Annotated in this window: 17 protein-coding genes and 1 tRNA gene; 7 read left to right on the plus strand and 11 right to left on the minus strand. The window is 34.5% G+C overall.

Annotation, left to right across the window (positions count from 1 at the left end; all coding sequences use genetic code 11):
* Positions 1–177: 177 nt before the first annotated feature.
* Both ACFOUY_RS11880 and ACFOUY_RS11885 read right to left on the minus strand, forming a co-directional pair.
* Entirely contained in the window at positions 178–468 is a 291-nt protein-coding gene (locus ACFOUY_RS11880; protein WP_378960876.1) for a DNA-binding protein, read from the minus strand.
* A 173-nt stretch (positions 469–641) separates the two neighbouring features.
* A tRNA-Met gene (locus tag ACFOUY_RS11885) sits at positions 642–715 on the minus strand.
* A 137-nt stretch (positions 716–852) separates the two neighbouring features.
* On the opposite strand from ACFOUY_RS11885, the gene ACFOUY_RS11890 reads away from it, so the two are divergent.
* The 3 genes from ACFOUY_RS11890 to ACFOUY_RS11900 all read left to right on the plus strand — a co-directional run bounded on the left by ACFOUY_RS11890 (position 853) and on the right by ACFOUY_RS11900 (position 4,053).
* Complete coding sequence (locus ACFOUY_RS11890) at positions 853–1,233, plus strand: START-like domain-containing protein (RefSeq protein ID WP_378960878.1); 381 nt, start codon at positions 853–855, stop codon at positions 1,231–1,233.
* Positions 1,234–1,263: 30 nt separating this feature from the next.
* A complete protein-coding gene (locus ACFOUY_RS11895) occupies positions 1,264–2,691 on the plus strand; it encodes an LptF/LptG family permease (protein ID WP_378960880.1) in 1,428 nt (475 codons plus the stop codon).
* Between the two features lie 150 nt (positions 2,692–2,841).
* The gene (locus tag ACFOUY_RS11900) at positions 2,842–4,053 is read left to right on the plus strand and encodes a bifunctional 3,4-dihydroxy-2-butanone-4-phosphate synthase/GTP cyclohydrolase II (RefSeq protein WP_378960882.1); all 1,212 of its coding nucleotides are present in this window, start codon (positions 2,842–2,844) and stop codon (positions 4,051–4,053) included.
* Between the two features lie 42 nt (positions 4,054–4,095).
* Here the strand turns inward: ACFOUY_RS11900 and ACFOUY_RS11905 are convergent, their stop codons facing one another.
* The gene (locus tag ACFOUY_RS11905; RefSeq protein ID WP_378960884.1) at positions 4,096–8,484 is read right to left on the minus strand and encodes a translocation/assembly module TamB domain-containing protein; all 4,389 of its coding nucleotides are present in this window, start codon (positions 8,482–8,484) and stop codon (positions 4,096–4,098) included.
* Between the two features lie 116 nt (positions 8,485–8,600).
* Here ACFOUY_RS11905 and tsaD point away from each other — a divergent pair, with 116 nt between their 5' ends.
* Positions 8,601–9,602, plus strand: a complete 1,002-nt coding sequence (gene tsaD, locus ACFOUY_RS11910; RefSeq protein WP_378960886.1) for a tRNA (adenosine(37)-N6)-threonylcarbamoyltransferase complex transferase subunit TsaD — start codon at positions 8,601–8,603, stop codon at positions 9,600–9,602.
* 201 nt (positions 9,603–9,803) lie between these two features.
* Positions 9,804–10,007: a hypothetical protein gene (locus ACFOUY_RS11915; protein WP_378960888.1), complete on the plus strand. Its 204-nt coding sequence runs from the start codon at positions 9,804–9,806 to the stop codon at positions 10,005–10,007.
* Between the two features lie 73 nt (positions 10,008–10,080).
* Here ACFOUY_RS11915 and recA read toward each other — a convergent pair whose 3' ends face one another.
* The 7 genes from recA to ACFOUY_RS11950 form a co-directional block, all read right to left on the minus strand.
* The gene (gene recA / locus ACFOUY_RS11920; protein WP_378960890.1) at positions 10,081–11,094 is read right to left on the minus strand and encodes a recombinase RecA; all 1,014 of its coding nucleotides are present in this window, start codon (positions 11,092–11,094) and stop codon (positions 10,081–10,083) included.
* Positions 11,095–11,229: 135 nt separating this feature from the next.
* The gene (gene nth, locus ACFOUY_RS11925; protein ID WP_378960892.1) at positions 11,230–11,895 is read right to left on the minus strand and encodes an endonuclease III; all 666 of its coding nucleotides are present in this window, start codon (positions 11,893–11,895) and stop codon (positions 11,230–11,232) included.
* Between the two features lie 122 nt (positions 11,896–12,017).
* Positions 12,018–12,377, minus strand: coding sequence for a helix-turn-helix domain-containing protein (locus ACFOUY_RS11930; RefSeq protein ID WP_378960894.1), 360 nt, complete (start codon positions 12,375–12,377; stop codon positions 12,018–12,020).
* Entirely contained in the window at positions 12,361–12,672 is a 312-nt protein-coding gene (locus ACFOUY_RS11935; RefSeq protein ID WP_378960896.1) for a type II toxin-antitoxin system HigB family toxin, read from the minus strand. The genes ACFOUY_RS11930 and ACFOUY_RS11935 overlap by 17 nt, the downstream gene beginning before the upstream one ends.
* Positions 12,673–13,201: 529 nt before the next feature.
* Positions 13,202–14,386 carry an MFS transporter gene (locus ACFOUY_RS11940; protein ID WP_378960898.1) on the minus strand — a complete coding sequence of 395 codons (1,185 nt, stop codon included), beginning with the start codon at positions 14,384–14,386 and terminating at the stop codon, positions 13,202–13,204.
* Between the two features lie 197 nt (positions 14,387–14,583).
* Positions 14,584–14,778, minus strand: a complete 195-nt coding sequence (locus tag ACFOUY_RS11945) for a hypothetical protein (protein ID WP_378960900.1) — start codon at positions 14,776–14,778, stop codon at positions 14,584–14,586.
* Positions 14,779–14,866: 88 nt separating this feature from the next.
* Positions 14,867–15,451, minus strand: a complete 585-nt coding sequence (locus ACFOUY_RS11950; protein WP_378960902.1) for an RNA polymerase sigma factor — start codon at positions 15,449–15,451, stop codon at positions 14,867–14,869.
* A gap of 261 nt (positions 15,452–15,712) precedes the next feature.
* Here ACFOUY_RS11950 and uvrA point away from each other — a divergent pair, with 261 nt between their 5' ends.
* Both uvrA and ACFOUY_RS11960 read left to right on the plus strand, forming a co-directional pair.
* Positions 15,713–18,526 (plus strand): excinuclease ABC subunit UvrA, encoded by a 2,814-nt coding sequence (gene uvrA, locus ACFOUY_RS11955; protein ID WP_378960904.1) that lies wholly within the window; start codon positions 15,713–15,715, stop codon positions 18,524–18,526.
* 8 nt (positions 18,527–18,534) lie between these two features.
* Complete coding sequence (locus ACFOUY_RS11960; protein WP_378960906.1) at positions 18,535–19,188, plus strand: LysE family transporter; 654 nt, start codon at positions 18,535–18,537, stop codon at positions 19,186–19,188.
* 85 nt (positions 19,189–19,273) lie between these two features.
* On the opposite strand, the gene ACFOUY_RS11965 is transcribed toward ACFOUY_RS11960, so the two are convergent.
* Positions 19,274–20,308, minus strand: a complete 1,035-nt coding sequence (locus tag ACFOUY_RS11965) for a DUF2157 domain-containing protein (RefSeq protein WP_378960907.1) — start codon at positions 20,306–20,308, stop codon at positions 19,274–19,276.
* Positions 20,309–20,319 lie beyond the last annotated feature (11 nt).

The following is a 20,319-nucleotide window of genomic DNA, read 5'->3' on the forward strand; positions in this document are numbered from 1 at the left end:
TGGAGTTTTTCTTCTAAAAATTGTTGCCTGCCATCTTTCAGTCCATCGAGCTTATCATTTTGACCACGGGTATAATCCAGAAATTCTGCCAATTCAGGAAAATCTTTCGTCATCCTATATCCAAGATTGAAGCCTTCGATATATTCCGACTCATTAAAAATGTCTCTTTCTTCCATATCAAAACGTTTCATGGGTGCCTTTATTTAGATAAGCCATGATCGAATCTCGATCATATAAAATCAGCTTTCTGGTAGGCTGAGTAAATTTGATTTTGCCGCTGTTGCGCAATCTCAACAAGGTAGATGTACTTGCGCCGTCAAGAAGATTTGAAGCCTTTTCGTCAGAAATCCATTTATCTTCTTTTGCTGCCTTATCTTCCGCCCGTATTTGTGTGACGGCCGTTTTAATCATTGCATACCAAGCTTCACTTTCCATGCAAACAAATTTTGCAGAAAATTCATTATCCATACTTCGAATATAAAAAAATCAATTCATAAATAATAAAATGGCGATTTAATCAGGAAATAGAAATTTTAGGAATGAGCTTGATGCGTATTAGAAGCTATATTTTGTTGTACCTATGTTGTACCCTAAATAAAAAAGCCTTTAACTTTTTATAGTTAAAGGCTTGATAGTCAATGTAGCGGGGAGCAGGATCGAACTGCCGACCTCAGGGTTATGAATCCTGCGCTCTAACCATCTGAGCTACCCCGCCGAGTAAAAATATTTGCTTATATTATCAAATATTTAGGTGGTTATTTTTTGGAGTTGCAAATATAGAATAAAATACCTTTCTTTAGAAAAATAAAATAAAAAAAATACTCCGGAAGATAATTCTGGTAATGAATTAACATGGCAGAAAAGAAAAAATTTACGCTAGAGTACGAGGTTAAATCGTCACCACGAATACTGTATAGTTTTATTAGTGAGCCAAATGGCTTATCACAATGGTTTGCCGACGATGTAAATTTTCGCGACCAAGTTTATACTTTTACGTGGGATGATGAGGAGCAAAAAGCAAAGCTTGTTTCGATAAAAGAGAACAAACTTGTTAAATTTAAGTGGTTAGACGATGAGCCGCAATGTTATTTCGAAATGGAAATTGTACAAGATGAGCTAACCAACGATGTTGCTCTTGCAATTACAGATTTTTCTACAGACGATTTACTTGCTGAGAAAAAATTAATTTGGGATAACCAGATTGATTATCTGATCAGCGTTTTAGGTGCATAATATTTATTCTGCTTTGTTTACCTTTGTAAGGTGAAAAAGATACATATTCTAATAATTAAAACATTCATCAGGCCGTTCATCACTACTTTTTTTGTGGTGATGTTTATTCTGTTAATGTTTTTTCTTTTTAAATATGTAGATGATTTAATAGGAAAAGGTTTCGAATGGTATACTATACTTGAGTTAATGTACTACCAATCAATGGTACAAATCTCAATGGCGCTGCCACTCTCTGTATTGCTTTCTTCTATTATGACTTTCGGTACGCTTGGTGAAAACTATGAACTGGTTGCTATAAAATCAGCTGGTATTTCGCTTCAAAAAGCCATGCGGCCACTCATCGTTTTAATTCTATTGTTAACATTAAGCTCTTTCTTTTTCTCGAATTATATTCTACCAAAGGCAAACTTGAAGTTTTATTCCTTGATGTATGATGTCAGAAATAAAAAACTTGCATTTTTAATTAAACCAGGTGTTTTTAATAACAGCATTCCGGATTATTCTATTCGGGTTGATAGTAAGGATGAAGATGGGAAAATGTATGGCATTATGATTTATGATCATAAAGGCACTAACGGTATTCCTAAAATTATTATGGCAAAAGAAGGGGAGATGAAGAAATCGAAAGATGGTGTTTATTTGGTTTTTAATCTTAAGAATGGAGTAACGTACGAAGAACAATCGAATACGAACGGTGTTTACAATCCTAGGCAGATTTTATCAAGAACGAGATTTAAAGAAACAGAACCTAAATTTGATATGAAGTCTTTTGATTTGCAGAAGACCGATCAAAATGCTTTTGGCAACAGTACGGTAATGCTTAATTTAAAGGGAATTGATAAAAAACGTGATTCATTGACTAAACAAATGGATACACTGAATCGTAATAATGCCAGATCGCTCGGTAATAATTTTAAGCAGAATAACCTTGCCATGGGTTATACAAAGTTAAAAGTAGTTCCGAAAAAAATAGACGATGTGATGTTAAAAAGCATTCCTAATGGTTCACGGCTTGCCAGTATTCAGAACGCTGCTAATACTGTTTCAGTAATGACACAAAGTTTATCGAACGGTGCACCACGGCAAGAAGATTTAAGGGGTGAAATTATTTTTACCAGCGTAGAATATCAACGCAAATTTACTTTAGCTGCATCTTGTATTTTGCTGTTTTTTATTGGTGCGCCTTTAGGTGCCATTATTAGAAAAGGAGGAATGGGCTTACCAGTTGTAATTGCCATCTGTTTTTTCCTAATATATCATATTGTTACTACAGTTGCCGAAAAATCTGCAAGAGAAGGTTCTATTAATCCGGTTTTCGGAATGTGGATTGCCTTTATTTTGCTAACCCCACTTGCAGTGTTTTTAACCTATAAAGCAACAGTAGACTCGGCTTTATTTGATGTGAATTATTACAAGCAATTTTTTATAAAACTTTTCAAAATTAAGCAGCGTTCTTAAGCTGTTTTTTCCTTTACTTCTAAATGATATATTCTTAATTATATTGTTTAATAAGGTTGTACATTTGTATTCAATTAGTGGTGAGCTAATAACACGTTAAACAGCATTTTATAAGCTCTAGCCATTAAAAAATATTGTACTCTACAAAAAATGCAAACAAAATTAAATACCATACAGGAGGCTATTGAAGATATCAAAGCCGGTAAAGTTATTATCGTTGTAGATGATGAAGACAGAGAGAATGAAGGTGATTTTTTAACTGCTGCGGAAAATGCTACGCCAGAGGTTATTAATTTCATGGCTACTTATGGTCGTGGTTTAATTTGTGCGCCATTAACAGAAGAACGCTGTGTTGAACTTAACCTGAATTTGATGGTTGGTAAAAACACAGCAGCTTACGAAACCAACTTTACGGTTTCAGTAGATTTGGTTGGTTATGGTTGCACAACAGGTATTTCTGCCAGCGATCGTTCTAAAACAATGCTTGCGTTGGTAAATCCAAATACAAAACCCGAGGAATTAGGAAGACCAGGACATATTTTTCCACTAATAGCAAAAGATGGTGGTGTAATTAGAAGAGCCGGTCATACAGAAGCGGCAGTTGATTTAGCACGACTTGCAGGAATGAAACCTGCTGGGCTTTTAGTTGAGATTTTGAAAGAAGATGGTGAAATGGCTCGCTTACCAGATTTATTTAAAATAGCAGAGCAGCATCAATTAAAAATTATTTCTATTGAAGACCTCATAGCTTATAGATTAGGGATAGATAGTTTAGTTAAGCAAGAAGTTACCATCGATTTACCAACAGCCTGGGGCGATTTTAAGATGACTGCCTATACACAGCTTGATAATAATGCAACTCATCTTGCAATATCTAAAGGCGAGTGGAAAGAGGGAGAGCCTATTCTTGCCCGTGTACATAGTTCTTGTGTAACAGGAGATATCTTTGGTTCATGCCGTTGCGATTGCGGGCCTCAATTACACAAGGCTTTAGAAATGATTGAAAAAGAAGGAAAGGGTGTTGTTGTTTATATGAATCAGGAAGGGCGTGGTATAGGCTTAATAAACAAATTACGTTCATACAATTTACAGGATGCAGGTTTTGATACCGTTGAAGCGAATATAAAATTAGGCTTTAAAGGTGATGAACGTGATTATGGAGTTGGTGCTCAAATTTTAAGATCACAAGGGGTAACCAAAATGCGCTTAATGAGTAATAATCCTACAAAACGTGCTGGTTTGGTAGGGTACGGTTTAGAAGTTGTAGAAAATATTCCAATCGAGATTGAAAGTAATGTACACAACGAACGTTATTTGAAAACTAAAAGAGATAAAATGGGTCATTCCATTATGAAAGGTTAATTCAATTTTAAGTTTGCAGTTGTCGAAACTGCAAACTTAAAACTATCTCCTCTGATTGTTTTTGCTCTGATTAATAATGGCTTCTTTGTTAATAGATTTGTTTGTTTTAACAGGCTGTTCGGCTTGTTTTTTTCTCAGGTTCCTTCTATAAGAACCTGTAAGTTTCTGCAGGAATTCTTTAAAAGTATCAAACTGTTGCGTGTAAACTAAGCCCACTGAAGTCACATTAGCTGTTGCGCTAATACCGCTATTTAAGAAAATACTTTGCTGCGTTGGTGGTTTATTCGCCAATTTACCAGTTAAGCTTCCATCTTTTTTAATCAGGAATAAAGCTTCGACCTCACTGCCAACATTTCTATCAGCAAAATCAATTACTGTAAAATCATTTAAACTATTTCTATCAACAATACCTGCGTTAACAATTAAGCGGTCGTTAAAAAATTTAAAAGATGCATTAGCCTCACTTAAAGATTTTACGTTTAAATCGACAAAGTTTAAGTTTAATGATGATAATACATTATTAAATTGATTAAATACTAATTCGGTTGCTGTACTTGATACACTTGAACTCAGCTGTTTTCCAATAGACTCTCCACCATTGCCAGGTGCAAAACTTCTTCTGATAATTAGACTGAAAGCTTGTAGATTTAGGTTGTTCTGGTCGCTGAAATAAGTTTGTAATTCTTCTTTAATTGCAGGTTGTGCCGGGAAATTAATATCAAGCTTAATGTCTGGTTGCAATAGTAGGCCAGTTAAACCCATTTCAACCTCGGTATTTACACGTTGATTGGCATTACTACTAGCATCACGGTTTGCGGCTTTGTAAAGTTCGTTTAAATTCGCCCTTAAAGCATATACCGCTTTAAGGTTTATCTGTGCAGCGGTTGGATTTCCTGTCCATCTAATTGTTCCGCCTTGCCTGATTTCAAATTTCTTGTTGATAACCTCCTGAGCGGTAAAGTCGAAACTTCCAGTTTCGATAATGTAATCTCCAGACATTTCAAAATCACCAAGACTGTTAATATTCAGGTTTAATTCTGCGTTACCTTTTCCACTAAGGTTACCAAGTGTGGTAAATATGTTTGCGGTTGTATTAGGGTCTATCGTTAGCTTAAATGTTAATGTTAAGCCCTCGAAAGATGTTGATTTTTTAACAATCTTAGCCGAATCCAAACTAATAAAGTTTATAAAATCTTTATCAGACACCGTTTCTGAACTGTTTAAAGGTAAATTAAATACTGTTCCCTTTTCAGTTTTGGCTTTGATATCAATCTTCATTTTGCTGGTTGGTCCATTAAATTGGAATACACCAGTACCATAAGCTTTTCCGTAGTAAACCGAATTATCCTTATTTGTTGTGTTTAATGCCATCAGGTTTTTGGCATTTACGATTACTTTTAACATTGGGTCGTCAATGTTGTTCAAATCTACTGAACCATTTGCAGTAGCTTCGTGTCCTTCAAGATCTTCTAGCTTAAAGTTGTCAAGATTAATTGCGCTATTCTCTACCTCCACCTCATCACTGATAACATAAGTAGTTTTAAGGTAGTTTACTGTTAATTGAGCTTTGTCTAATGAAAGTGTACCATTAATTTTGGGATTATCGAATTTACCTTTAACAGTTAAATCAGAGGAAACATTCCCCTTTAAATTGGATACAAGTTTTTTAACAAAAGGCTCGAAGATTGTTAATTTACTATCATCCATTTTAACATTTAGATCTATATCTTTCTCTTTAAGATCTAAATTTCCGGTTAGTTTGAATGTTTCTGAATCATCAGCCATAATCCTCGTGAAAACATTCACTCGATTAGTTGTATTGTTAAAAGATGAAGTATCGGTTAGTGTACCAATATAGATATCGTTAAAGTTTAATGAGTCAATTTTAAGATCATCTGTTACTCTGGGTGCCTTCAAAATGCCATATAAATCTGTCTTCCCATTAACATTTCCAGCTAACTTTACCCCAAATCCTTTCGTAAAAGGGTTTATGGTTTTTAAACTGAAGTCTTTAAATCCAACTTGTAGCAAGTCTTTTGGGTCTTCAGATATTAAGCCGTTAATCGTAATTTGCTGATTGCCATTAGCTAAATCAAAGTTTTTGATTTCGGTTTTGCCGTTGTTTAAAATGATGCGTACTTTCTCCTCAATTCGCCATTCTTCGCTATTGATTTTTAATATAGATGGTAAGATACTCAATCTCGCAGTGGTATCTTGATTTTTGGTAAACTCTACTAGTCCGTTTAAATCCAGCTGATTGTCTTCTTCAGCGTTAGACATTTTTAAGTTGAAAGCTAGACTATCATTCCGCAAAATATTGGATATATTAACATCTTTTATAAACAGGCTATCGTTTAGCTGTACTCTATCCGAAGTTAAATTTAGTTGAAGTTGTTGTGGAGTAGTATTTTCATCAATGATAATATTATTAACAATAACACCTTGATATTTAAGATTTTTGATAAATCCATTCAGCGTTGCTGTGTTATTTCTCGAATCGAAATTACCAATAAAATTTGCCCCTTCGTTAATTTCTAAACCTGGCGAAATAAGCTGAGCAAGGGGCTCGAATTTTTTAATTTTCAAATTAAACTCAAAAATCTGCTCGTTATATTTTATAATCTTTGTTTGGAAAGACGGAACGTAAGTTTTAGCAATGGCTTTATAGTAAGAACCAATAGAATTTAAGTCGTACTTGCCATTAATACTGGCATCCAGAATATCTGATTTGATAGTTAAATTACGAGCAACACCAGTTCCGTTTGCAGTAAGTTCTACAGAATCTATACTATAGGTTCCTTTAGAGTTTCTTAGCGTTATTTCTTGAATGCGTAATTTACCTTCAATATTGTTCAGGTCAGTTCCAGAAAAATTAGTGTTGAATTTAGCATCAACACGTAATGAATCTTTTAATAAGTTTAATGCTTTTAACCTTGCACCTGTAATGGTTGCATTAAAATTGAAAATCGGTAGTTTGGGGTTTAAATTTACCCCACCGTCGAAAAGTAATTTTATGTTTTTATCATTAATGCTTAGTTTACCGTTAAAATATTTTTTATCAAAAGTTCCATCAATTTTAACATTTCTGTATCGGTAATTGTTAAAATCGATGTATGCAATGTCTCCGTTTAGCTTTTCCGAAAGATATTTAAGTTCTGTACCGCGACCCTTAACGTTTAATGAAGAAGTTACCCTACCTAAGCTTTTCTCATCAAGTAAGTTGCCGATGTTAAAATCATAAGTTTTTACACTTCCGGTGTAAGATGGAACATCGTTTTTGTCGATTTTCATGTTTACATCAGAAACAACTCTGCCTAATTTAGTTTTGAATTCGCCATATGCAATAAAATCATTTTGGAAACCTGTGAAGCTTCCATTAAAATTAATGTTGCCAAATTTATTTATAATAGATGGGATTACTTTTTTCTTGTTTCCAGTTATGCCGGCTAAAACTTCATCCAAATCCGTCTTGTTGGTTCCAGCCATTTCTATGTTTAAATCCATAAAAGTTTCCTTCCATTTAGGCAAACCTTTAATAATGAAATCGCCTTTTATGTAAGTTGCTTTACCAGATTTAACGGATAGCTTTTTTGCTCTGAGATTATTTACCAACCCTGTTATCTGTCCGTCTACATCGATATCAAGTTTCATGTCATTCAAATCTGGTGCAAAAAAGGCAACATCTTTGGAAGTAATATGACTGTCTTTAAAAACAGCTTTCATCCTAACGTTATCAATGTAATGGTTAAAGTCTTTAAAAGTCTTAAACTTCATTTGATAATAGTTGGTCAGCCTGCTTTGGTTGGTCACTAGTAATAAATTTTTAAGCTCTATTGCATTAGAATCTACAGTGGTTTCTGCAGTCAGGTTTTTTAAATAGAAACCACTTTTTTCTTTCAACGTTAAGTTTTTAATGTTGGTTTTGAATAGGTGGTTTTTAGTATCTAATCCTTCCAAAATCACGCTTAGCTCCTTAACATCAACGTTGTCAAAGTTTACGCTTTTGCCCTGCAAAGAATCTTTGGCTTTGTAATTTCTATATTTGAAATTAAGTTTATTAATTATAAATCGGCCGAAATTTATTTTGTAAGGTTTTTTATTCGGATCTTTTACACTCGGCTTACCAGAATCGAAATAATTAATAATGAAATCGAGATTAGAAGAATTATCTTTGAAATCTTTTAAGAAAAAGGTTCCGTTATTAAGTTGTATGGTATTAATATTAATTATTTTTTTATCTATAGATAATTGATTAATATCGACCATTAGTGCAGGAGCGCTCAGTAATGTGTCTTTTTGAAGGTCCATTACTAGCAATTCTTCGAACACGATGGATTTGAAAGGCTTAATATATAGGCTCTTAATAGAAACAGTGGTATGAAGCTCCTTTGATAAATAGGCAGCTGCTTTTTTTGCAAAAAAAGTTTGCACTGGCTTAAATTGCAATGAAAAAATAAGTAGCGCAAGCAGCAAGATTATTGATGCAATTACCCAAAGGAGTATTTTAAATAGTTTTTTAATAATTTTGCAGCTTAAATAAAAATAATTTGTCTGTTATACTTGCTATCGAGTCTTCTTGCGATGATACATCTGTCGCTATTTGTAACAACGGCAAAATTACGGCCAATGTTATTGCAAACCAAACAATTCATGAAAATTATGGTGGTGTAATCCCTGAATTAGCTTCAAGGGTACATCAGCAAAATATTGTTCCTGCCGTTGCGCAAGCGTTAAAGAATGCAGGTGTCACAAAACAGGACATAACTGCAGTCGCTTTTACACGCGGACCAGGTTTGTTGGGTTCACTTTTGGTTGGGGTTTCTTTCGCTAAATCTTTTGCAATGGCTTTAAATATACCGCTAATTTCTGTCAATCATATGCATGCGCATATTTTGGCGCATTTTATCGATGAACCTAAGCCAAATTTTCCCTTTCTATGTTTAACCGTTTCTGGCGGTCATACGCAGATAGTTCTGGTTAAGGATTATTTTGATATGGAAATTGTAGGCGAGACTTTAGATGATGCAGCAGGGGAGGCTTTTGATAAAACTGCTAAGATTCTTAATTTACCATATCCTGGTGGACCTTTAATCGATAAACATGCGCAATTAGGTAATCCAAAAGCATTTAGATTTGCAGAGCCACAAATTGCCGATTTGAATTTTAGCTTCAGCGGATTTAAAACTTCAATTCTTTATTTTATAAGAAAACAGGAAAAGGAAAATCCAAATTTCATTGTCGAAAATTTAGCCGATATTTGTGCTTCAGTTCAGTATAGCATTATTCAGATTTTGATGAATAAGCTTAGGAAAGCAGCAAAGCAATATAATATTAAAGAGGTTGCAATTGCTGGAGGCGTATCTGCGAATTCTGGTTTGAGAAATACATTGCAGCAAGCGGCTGATGAATTGGGTTGGAAAGTTTATATTCCTGCTTTTCAGTATTGTACGGATAATGCAGGGATGATCGCCATTGCGGGTTATCAAAAATTTTTAAAACAAGATTTTGTTGGGCAAGAAGTTTCGCCAATGGCGAGAATGGAGTTTTAGTAAAGGTTAATCGGTTAATTGTTGAAATTGGTTAACTGGATTTTATCCCTGGATAATTCTTTTCTTGCTGCCTCAGAAGCTGAGAGCCTGTTAATTGTTGAAATGGATTAACTGATAATTGAAAACTGTAAACTGAATAATTATTTTATTGATAAATTGTTTATTGTTGGTTTGAAAATTGCCAACTGAAAATTGAATTATATGACAGGAGCATCATTAGTATTTTGGATAGTTTGTGCAATTCCTCTTATAGGGATTTTATACTATTTAATTAGAAAAGATAAAAATAAACTTAAAGGTAGTTGGGGCGTCATCATTTTAGGCGCATTACTAATTGCGGCTATATTGGTTATTGTTTACGTAACAAAAGATTTTAACGCCGTTTTTAGTCAGGATACGAATTAAAAACAAATTCCTTTAAACACAAATAAGGCCGGGATAATCATCTCGGCCTTATTTGTGTTTATTCTTATTTGAACTATTTTTCTTGTAATTTTTCGCCAGTTACTTCGGCTTTAATTTTAATTTCTAATTCATCTGCCAATTCAGGGTTGTCACTTAAAAGTTGTTTAACAGCATCTCTTCCTTGTCCAAGTTTTGTATCACCATAAGAGTACCAAGAACCTGCTTTTTTGATGATACCAAAATCAACACCTAAATCTACAATTTCACCATTTTTAGAAATGCCTTCTCCAAACATTACATCAAATTCTGCAATACGGAAAGGTGGTGCTACTTTATTTTTAACGATTTTTACTTTAACACGGTTACCAGAAACTTCGTCAGAATCTTTAATCTGAGAAATACGACGAATATCTAAACGAACTGAAGCATAGAATTTTAAAGCGTTACCACCAGTTGTTGTTTCGGGATTGCCAAACATAACGCCAATTTTATCACGTAACTGGTTAATGAAAATACAGCAACATCCCGTTTTGGAAATTGTTCCAGTTAATTTACGTAATGCCTGACTCATTAAACGGGCATGTAAACCCATTTTACTATCCCCCATTTCACCTTCAATTTCACTTTTTGGTACCAGGGCAGCAACAGAGTCAATCACAATCACATCAATTGCGCCAGAGCGAATTAAGTTATCAGCAATTTCTAAAGCCTGCTCACCATTATCTGGTTGAGAGATTAAAAGGTTATCTGTATCAACACCTAATTTCTTTGCATAAAACTGGTCAAAAGCGTGTTCCGCATCAATAAATGCAGCGATACCGCCTTTTTTCTGCGCTTCTGCTATAATATGTGTTGCCAAAGTTGTTTTACCAGAAGATTCTGGGCCATAAATTTCAATTACACGACCTTTTGGAATACCACCAATGCCTAAAGCAATATCTAAACTAATTGAACCTGTAGAAATAAAATCAATTGGTTCAATAGCAGTATCGCCAAGTTTCATTATGGTGCCTTTACCATAAGATTTTTCTAATTTATCTAAAGTTAATTGTAGGGCTTTTAATTTATCAGGATTTGCGCTTGCCATTTTTATGTTATTTGTTGCGGTAAATATAATTGAATACTCGGCTAATATGCTCGGATGTTAATAAGTAATAATGCTAAAATATTTAGCTAAGTTAACTGTTTTTTAACTAATGTCAATAGTAAATTGAAAATAATTTTAGACTTTTAGTCTATCTCTTTCTTGTTGTGCAGTTAAACGTTCAAAATATCTGCACATATAGGTAATTTCACAAACATCACATTTGGGGCTTCTGGCTACACAAACATAGCGGCCATGTAAAATTAGCCAATGATGAGCAATATGAATATCCTGCTTAGGTAGGTTTTTGACCAAATCTTTTTCAACAGCCAGGGGCGTTTTACCATTAGTTAAGCCTAAACGATTGGCAACTCTAAAAACATGGGTATCAACCGCCATTGCAGGTGCATTGTAAATTACAGAAGCAATTACATTTGCAGTTTTTCGACCTACGCCTGGCATTTTTTGTAAATCATCAATATTTGATGGTACAATATCGTTAAACTCGTTAAGTAAAATATTAGCCATGCCAACTAAATGTTTTGCCTTATTATTTGGGTAGCTAATACTTCTAATATAATCGAAAACAATATCTGGTGTAACCTCTCCCAAAGCTTTTGCATTTGGAAAACGTTTAAAAAGAGCAGGTGTAACCATATTCACTCTTTTATCGGTGCATTGTGCAGAAAGAATTACCGCAACCAAAAGTTGGTACGGATTATTATAATGTAATTCAGTTTCAGCATCTGGCTGCTTCGCTGAAAAATGTTCTACAAAAAGTTTGTAACGTTCTTTTTTAAGCATCGGCAAATATAAGAACCAAAATTAAATTGGTTGGTTTAATCTTACGTTTTTAGCTGCAATTGTCATAGAATGGATATAGTAACTTTTGGTCAAAAATTATTTAATCATTCATCATAGAACAATTAATAAGCTTGTATTAGGACTTCAGCAGGTATATGAAGTATATCAGTTAATTTTCGAATCATAGAAAGACTTAGTTTTCTTTTCCCTGATAGGACCTCAGATTTTCTTGAACGTGTACCCAATAATTTACTTAGTTCATTTTCAGATAAGTTCATTTGTTCCATTCGAAATTTGATAGCTTCTATTGGATTTGGATAAGAAACAGGATAATGTACTAGTTCATATTCTTTGACTAATAGGCTTAAGATTTCTAATTCATCAGAAATTGCAGAGCCCTCTATGATGTTAGTTTGCATCAACTCATATACATGAGCCAGAGCATTATCGTATTCTTTCTCAGTTTTAATTGGTTTTAACATAACTAATTGTTTTAGCGTTAATTTTATCATATTGATTATGCGATCCAAACCAGACAATAAAAACAATTTTTAATCGATATTCTATATCTACGATTAAGCGATAACTATTACCATGGATATTAAATACAACTCTTTTTTCATTAAGTATAGAAGCATTTTTATATTGTGCTTTTAATTCATTTGGGTTATTCCATAGTGCAGAAGCAGCCTCTTCATGCCAGCTTAATAACGCTTGTTCTGCCTGATGGAATTCATCAATATAATCTTTTAGAGTTTTTATGGCTATCACTCGCATATTTAACAAATATACTAATTTGTTCCCAAAACGGGAACGTTATGTTCTGTAATTTTTTTTTTCAAATTTATGTATACCGATATAAGCCTTAAAAACTCAATAATAGAGCTTCTTATTTCAAATGATAATTTGGCAGAGCAAATAGGCAAAATTTGATCAGAGGAAACATCGCACCGGAGTTAGCCAATCAGTTTTCTAAGAATCAAGAATTAATCAAAGAAATTGAAAACGTAATCAAAACGATTTAAGAATATGGCTTAGTCTTTTAAAACCCATTGCGAAATACAAATGTTATATGATTGGTATGAATCCAGGTTTAATAACTAAATGAATTTCTAATAACAAACCTTTTCGTCAAAGTTGATTAGCCATTTTGGCTTAGATAGCTGTAGTCATTAATTATAAACCTGATGTAAGCGATATACTTTTTGGTTGCAGAAACTTAAATTTAGTATCAAATCTTTCACAAAAAGATAAAGCGTGCAGCAGGGCTAATAATTTTTAGCACTGCTGCACGCTGATTTTCTAATTAGTGAAAAGAAACTACAGGGGTTTTTTCGCCAACTTCTACAGTTTGATTACTTTTTATTAACCAAAATGCAAATAGCGAACCTATTAAAGCCATCGCTGCGCCAACATAAGCAGGCGAGGTGTAATCGAAACCGTAAACTAAAGGTAAGCCACCAAAAAATGCACCTAAAGCATTGCCAATATTAAAACTTGCCTGACTTGCAGATGCGGCAAGCATTTCTGACCCTTTAGCCGATTGTATCATTAACATTTGAATCGGTGCTGCTAAAGAAAACGAAACTGCTCCGGTAACGAATGTCATTATTAAGGATAAAACCTGATTTTCTGATACAAAATGTACAATAATCAGCGTAATAACCATTGCTATTAGTAAAGTAGCTGATGCTTTTGCAGGAGAATATTTATCTGCAAGTATTCCGCCGAGGTAATTACCCGCCATCATGCCTAAACCTGCAAGCATTAATATATAGGTTACCGCATTTTCCGAAAAGCCTGCAACTTCAGTCATTAATGGAGCAATGTAGCTGTACCAGGTAAATAAGCCGCCAGTACCTATCGATATCATGAAAATTATAATCCAGGCTTCGCGTTTTTTAAAGAAACCAAGCTCTGCTTTTAAGTCGCGGTTTTTAGCGGCCTCTAAAGCTGGTAGCCATAATTTAAGACTTAAAAGTGTAATTAAACCAACAGCAACTACAACAGCGAATGAAATTCGCCATGAAAAATTATGACCAATGAATGTGCCTAATGGTACACCGATTATATTGGCTATTGTTAAACCCATAAACATTAGTGAAACGGCTTGTGCAGCTTTTCCTTTCTCGGCAATGCGACTGGCTACTACCGAACCAACGCCAAAGAAAGCCCCATGAGGCAAGCCAGAGAGTAATCTTGCTATAAATAAAGTGTCGAATGTTGGTGCAAATGCAGAGAAGGCATTAAATACCGTAAACATAACCATTAAAGCCATTAATATCTTTTTTGGTGGATATTTACCGGCAATCATAATTAATAATGGTGCGCCAATTACAACACCCAGGGCATAAGCAGATATTAAATGACCAGCTTGCGGAATTGTTATGTGTAAATCTTTAGCGATATCGGGAAGTAAGCCCATCATAACAAACTCTGTTATGCCTATGCCTAAACCGCCTAAAGTAAGTGGGATTAAATTCTTGTTCATAGAAATGCTTAGTGTTAAAAATACACTAAGCAAAGATATAGCTTTTCAAGCTATAAAATGCAAAATAGAAGCAATTTGTGACTATTCTAGGATAGAACTTTAAAGTTGTAAGCAGCTGATAATTAGCTTAGGTGTTGAGTTTTTAAGTAAAAAAAATCTGCCTTACTCAGTAAGGCAGATTTTTAGCTCGTGTAAATTTACTTTGTTTTGCTGTACGTTAAAATCCTTTTGATTGTATCATCCGAAGGATTTTTAATCAATCCATCTAACTTACTTTTGATTTGATCGTAAAATAAGTCGATTTCCGCGTCAGATTCATTATCAGTTGTTGACTGAAACATGTTTTGAATTGGTAAATTTACATTTGTTTTTGATGTAGAGGTTTTTGTCATAAGCAACTAAATGTTATAAGTTTTATAAACTTAACGATAGTTCAGATGCTTTATTTCAATCCCTAAAACATTTTGTGTAACTTTTTTATTACCCCTTGTAGGTCATTTCTTTTGTTTTAAGCATTTTGCGCAAATTGCTTAATGCGTAGCGCATTCGGCCTAAAGCAGTATTAATGCTTACATCAGTTAAATCGGCTATCTCCTTGAAACTTAGATCGGCATAATGACGCATTAAAAGCACTTCTTTCTGCTCATCAGGCAGTAATTGAATCATTGCTTTTAAATCTTTATGGGTTTGGTCGCGGAGCATTTTCTCTTCTGCACTTTCATCATAAAAGTGAAGCATATTAAATACATCCATTCCATCCGAACTTGTAATAATTGGAGTTCGTTTTTCTTTTCTGAAATAATCGATAACTAAGTTATGCGCAATACGCATTACCCAAGGTAAGAACTTGCCTTCCTCGTTGTATCGTCCTGATCGCAGCGTGTTTATTACTTTAATAAAAGCATCCTGAAAAATATCCTCCGCCAGATATTGGTCTTTAACCAATAAGTAGATAGAAGTATAAATTTTGCTTTTATGTCTTCGTAAAAGTTCCTGCAATCCATTCTCGTTCCCAGTAATGTATAACTTTACAAGGTCCTGATCATTGTATGATTGTAAATTCATAGGTTTACCTACACTAAATCCCGTACTATTTGCTAAAAATTAATTTGTAGAAGTTTAATTTCTATAGCTGCTCTCCTATGTTTTTGAATGTGTTAGTTTGGTTCTGAGGTTGTTAATAGTCAAAGAAAGTGTTTTTTTTATCAAAAAACAAAAAATAAAATGTTAAAAAATAAATTAACCATCTCAGTACCCTATTTTTGTATATTATTTATAAAACCCAATTCACTGGAAAAGGGTTATATTTTATATCGTTAATAATACATGAGCAAAAAAGAAGCCGAAAAAGATCCGCATAAAAATATTATTATAAAAGGTGCTCGTGTGCACAACCTAAAAAACATAGATGTTGCTATTCCAAAAAATAAATTGGTTGTGGTAACAGGTATGTCTGGTTCGGGTAAATCTTCGCTCGCTTTCGATACTTTATATGCTGAAGGTCAACGCCGTTACGTAGAAAGTTTATCGTCTTACGCCCGTCAGTTTATGGGTAGAATGAATAAGCCCGATGTTGATTATATAAAAGGTATTGCACCAGCAATTGCAATTGAACAAAAAGTAATAACCTCAAATCCCCGATCTACGGTAGGTACATCAACAGAAATTTACGATTACTTAAAATTGCTTTTTTCCCGAATTGGGAAAACGATTTCGCCAATTTCTGGAAAAGAAGTTAAAAGGGATTCGGTAAGTACCGTTGTAGATTTCGTTAGCGCAATGCTTGAAGATACAACAGTCACTGTTTTTTGCCCACTTTATCCGCATAATAACAGAACCATAAAAGAAGAACTTGCTATTTTATTGCAAAAAGGATTTTTAAGGGTTTTGATTGATAATAAAGTTTTAAAAATCGAATCTGTTCTGGATGATCCTGATTTTAAGGATGCTGAACTTATCGATGATGAAACTGTACAGATTCTTATAGATCGTATTGTAACCAGCACAGAAGAGGAAACTTTAAACAGGTTAGCCGATTCTGTTCAAACCGCTTTTTTTGAAGGCAAAGGCGATTGCTACGTTGAGGCTGAAGGTAAAACCAAGCATTTTAGCGATAGGTTTGAGCTTGACGGTATGCGTTTCGAAGAACCTACACCTAATTTCTTTTCGTTTAATAATCCTTATGGCGCTTGTAAACGTTGCGAAGGTTATGGAAATGTAATTGGGATTGATGAAGATTTGGTTATTCCTGACAAGAGTAAGAGTGTTTACGACAATGCAATTGCTCCTTGGCGTGGTGAGAAAATGGGCGTTTGGTTGCAGAATTTTATTAAAGCATCGGCTAAATTCGATTTTCCAATTCACCGTTCGTACAGTGCTTTAACTGAAAAAGAGCAGCAATTACTTTGGACGGGTAACAAATATTTCCAGGGATTAGATGCTTTTTTCAAAGAACTGGAAGAGCAAACCTATAAAATTCAGTATAGAGTAATGTTATCCCGCTACCGCGGAAAAACAACTTGCCCCGAATGTAAAGGATCGCGTTTGCGTAAAGATGCCTCGTATGTTAAAATTGCCGAAAAATCTATAATTGATGTTGTTTTAATGCCATTATCTAAAGCTTTGGTGTTTTTTAACGAACTAAAGCTTAATACAAATGATGCAAAAATTGCTAAAAGATTATTAGCCGAAATTGATAACCGCTTTCTTTATTTAAATAACGTTGGCCTGGGCTATTTAACGCTAAATCGATTATCGAATACACTTTCAGGTGGAGAATCGCAGCGTATTAATCTTGCAACGTCTTTAGGAAGTAGTTTGGTTGGTTCAATTTACGTGTTGGATGAGCCAAGTATCGGACTTCATCCTCGCGATACAAATAAGTTAATTGAAGTTCTAATATCATTGAGAAATGTTGGTAACACCGTTTTGGTTGTTGAGCACGAAGAGGAAATGATGCGTGCTGCCGATTATATTATTGATATCGGTCCTGAAGCCGGAACTCATGGTGGAAATTTAGTTTTCAGCGGTAATTACGAAGAAATTTTAAAAGATAAAAACAGTTTAACTGGTAGATATTTATCTGGCTTAGAGAAAATTGCAATTCCTGAAAAGCGCCGTACATGGAAAGACCATGTGCTGATTAAAGGGGCAAGAGAAAATAATCTTCAGAATATTGATGTGAAATTTCCGCTCGGTGTATTTACAGCAGTTAGCGGTGTTTCGGGTTCGGGCAAAACAAGTTTAGTTAAGAAAATTCTTTATCCGGCTTTACAAAAGGCTATTGGAAATTACGCGGGCGAACAAACTGGTTCTTACGATGGTATTTTTGGTAATTACGATTTGGTTAGTTCGGTAGAAATGGTCGACCAGAATCCAATAGGTCGTTCAAGCCGTTCGAATCCGGTTACCTATGTTAAAGCCTGGGACGATATTCGTGCCTTGTTTTCTAATTTGGCCGCTGCAAAGGCGGCAGGGTTAAAGCCCGCTGCATTCTCTTTTAATGTTGAAGGCGGTCGTTGTGATGTTTGTCAAGGTGAGGGCGAGGTGAAAATTGAAATGCAGTTTATGGCAGATATTTATTTGCCCTGCGAAGCTTGTGGTGGAAAACGCTTTAAACAGCAGGTTTTAGATGTAACTTACAAAGAGAAAAACGTATCCGAGATTTTGGATATGACCATTGATGAAGCCGTAGATTTCTTTAAAGACGAACAAAAAATTCTTAATAAATTAAATCCTCTGGTTGATGTTGGTCTGGGCTATGTTCATTTAGGCCAATCGTCTAATACATTATCTGGTGGCGAGGCACAAAGAATTAAATTAGCATCATTCCTAATTAAAGGTAATAACGCTAACAAAACACTATTTATTTTTGATGAGCCAACAACTGGATTGCATTTTCACGATATCAAGAAATTATTAAAAGCTTTGAATACTTTAATAGAGCAAGGCAATACAATTTTAGTAATAGAACATAATATGGATATGATAAAATGCGCCGATTGGGTAATTGATATTGGTCCGGAAGGGGGAGATGGTGGAGGTCAGCTTGTTTTTGAAGGTACACCAGAAGATTTAGTAAAAGTGAAAACTTCTTATACTGGAAAATATTTGGCATCGCATTTAAATTTAAAACCATAATTTCGGAAATGCTTTTTATAACGTTTTTCATAGGCATTATCCTTAATGCAATGGGTTATATCCCTCCAGGAAATATAAATTTGACTGTTGCACAGCTTGCCATTAATAAAGGCATGCGTCAGGTTTGGTATTTCATTCTTTCTTTTTCATGTGTGGAAGTTTTTTTTACTTTCGGTATGATGCGTTTTGCCCGCTGGGCGATGAGTGATATTAACCCAAACGAGGCAGTGAGCGAAGTTCGGCTTGGAACATTGGTGGATTGCTTTATGATTCTGATGTTCGTTGTTATGGGCACAATTACCTGGATAAACCGTAAAAAAGTACCCAAAACAAGTGCTAAAAAGGAAGATAAACGAAGTGGAAGTGTATTATATGGTTTAATACTTGGTGTTTTAAACCCGGTTCAAATTCCATTTTGGCTTTTCTTTGGTAACTATGTAATTCTACATAACTGGATTGAAACGGATTACTTATCTCTAGTTATTTTCGCTATTGGCTCTGGTTTTGGCTCGGCAGGAGCATTGTATTTATACGCACACTTTGCGACTTTTATTCAAGAGAAATTTGCATTGAGTAGCTTAATTATTAATAAATCAATAGCAATATTTTTATATGTACTTGCACTTTATTTAATCGCTAAACAGTTGATGATAATCTTTTAATTCGTATTGTTTAAATCCCAGAAGAAATATAAGGTAGAAAGATTGCTTTGTGCATCGCAATGATGAGTGCTGAATAATTAATTTCTTACTTCAAAAACTCTACATTCCAAATTTTCTCTGCTTTTCGGCCTATCAACCAAAAAGATGCCGCCAAAACCGAGAAGAAAATTGCCTTATGCCAACTATCCCAAAAATATTCGAAATAACGGGTATAGAGATTTATAAAAAGAAATGTGATGCCAAACTCCCTTGCAATATCATCATGATATTTTAGACCAAAAACTGTACTCGCTACACAAACTGCTGCAGATATTAATGCCCAGTAAAAAAGGCTTAATTGCCTAACGGTGTACCATTCCTCTAAGCTTGCAAAGTTGCCGAAAACAGATAAAGCCCATAGAGAAATAAAAAGATATACCATTCCCGCGATATAGGTAACCTGAAAGAAGGTTTGCGTTTTAGTGTTCAGTTTCATTATGAAGGATGCAGCTGTTAGAACTGCTCCAAAAACAACAAATCTCAGCGGATAATTCATCCCGAGGAAATAATAATTCCACCGGCTTAAATAACCTGTTTCGGTACCAAACCATGTACCTAAAGAAATCAGTGCAAAAATCCAAATCAGTCTTGAATTAAATATGTAGCCTAAAGCGCCATAAATAAATACAGAGATTAAAATCAGAATAGAGAAGTTTCCGGAGCCATTATCTATAGCTTTACCGAAATAAGCAATAGCATTTGCTGTTAAAAGAATTGCAGAAAATACAATTGCCTCATTACTAAATTTTAAATGAGGAAGCTTTTTCTTCCTGCGGAAACCAAGAATATAAAGCCAGGTAGCCAATCCTCCGGAAACAATAGCAATTACAATATTAGGGGTATTATAAACTCGTTTTAAATAATTGAGAATGGTATTATCGATAAGCAAAGAACCCAATGCGATAAAACCGCAGGCAAGTGCAACCCAAAAAGCATATTGCGCTAAGCGTAGCCAGTCGAAGTTTTTGGCTTCGTAGCTTTTCCGAAGTTTATTACTTGTTTCTTCACTAATTAAGCCATCGTTTTGCCATTGCTCAATCATGTCATCAAGAAATTCACTCTTTTCTCTGTCTACTTTCATATTGTAAGTTG

It is taken from the genome of Pedobacter jamesrossensis, from assembly GCF_042650905.1.
In the GTDB taxonomy this organism is placed as follows: Bacteria; Bacteroidota; Bacteroidia; order Sphingobacteriales; family Sphingobacteriaceae; genus Pedobacter; species Pedobacter jamesrossensis.

Bases quoted from the DNA above. Each gene is read 5' to 3' on its own strand.
- ACFOUY_RS11880 (WP_378960876.1), bottom strand. From the start codon at position 468: ATGGATAATGAATTTTCTGCAAAATTTGTTTGCATGGAAAGTGAAGCT.
- ACFOUY_RS11930 (WP_378960894.1), bottom strand. From the start codon at position 12,377: ATGTTAAAACCAATTAAAACTGAGAAAGAATACGATAATGCTCTGGCT.
- recA (WP_378960890.1), bottom strand. From the start codon at position 11,094: ATGGCAAGCGCAAATCCTGATAAATTAAAAGCCCTACAATTAACTTTA.
- ACFOUY_RS11890 (WP_378960878.1), top strand. From the start codon at position 853: ATGGCAGAAAAGAAAAAATTTACGCTAGAGTACGAGGTTAAATCGTCA.
- ACFOUY_RS11935 (WP_378960896.1), bottom strand. From the start codon at position 12,672: ATGCGAGTGATAGCCATAAAAACTCTAAAAGATTATATTGATGAATTC.
- ACFOUY_RS11900 (WP_378960882.1), top strand. From the start codon at position 2,842: ATGCAAACAAAATTAAATACCATACAGGAGGCTATTGAAGATATCAAA.
- nth (WP_378960892.1), bottom strand. From the start codon at position 11,895: ATGCTTAAAAAAGAACGTTACAAACTTTTTGTAGAACATTTTTCAGCG.
- uvrA (WP_378960904.1), top strand. From the start codon at position 15,713: ATGAGCAAAAAAGAAGCCGAAAAAGATCCGCATAAAAATATTATTATA.
- ACFOUY_RS11915 (WP_378960888.1), top strand. From the start codon at position 9,804: ATGACAGGAGCATCATTAGTATTTTGGATAGTTTGTGCAATTCCTCTT.
- ACFOUY_RS11960 (WP_378960906.1), top strand. From the start codon at position 18,535: ATGCTTTTTATAACGTTTTTCATAGGCATTATCCTTAATGCAATGGGT.
- ACFOUY_RS11950 (WP_378960902.1), bottom strand. From the start codon at position 15,451: ATGAATTTACAATCATACAATGATCAGGACCTTGTAAAGTTATACATT.
- ACFOUY_RS11940 (WP_378960898.1), bottom strand. From the start codon at position 14,386: ATGAACAAGAATTTAATCCCACTTACTTTAGGCGGTTTAGGCATAGGC.
- ACFOUY_RS11945 (WP_378960900.1), bottom strand. From the start codon at position 14,778: ATGACAAAAACCTCTACATCAAAAACAAATGTAAATTTACCAATTCAA.
- ACFOUY_RS11965 (WP_378960907.1), bottom strand. From the start codon at position 20,308: ATGAAAGTAGACAGAGAAAAGAGTGAATTTCTTGATGACATGATTGAG.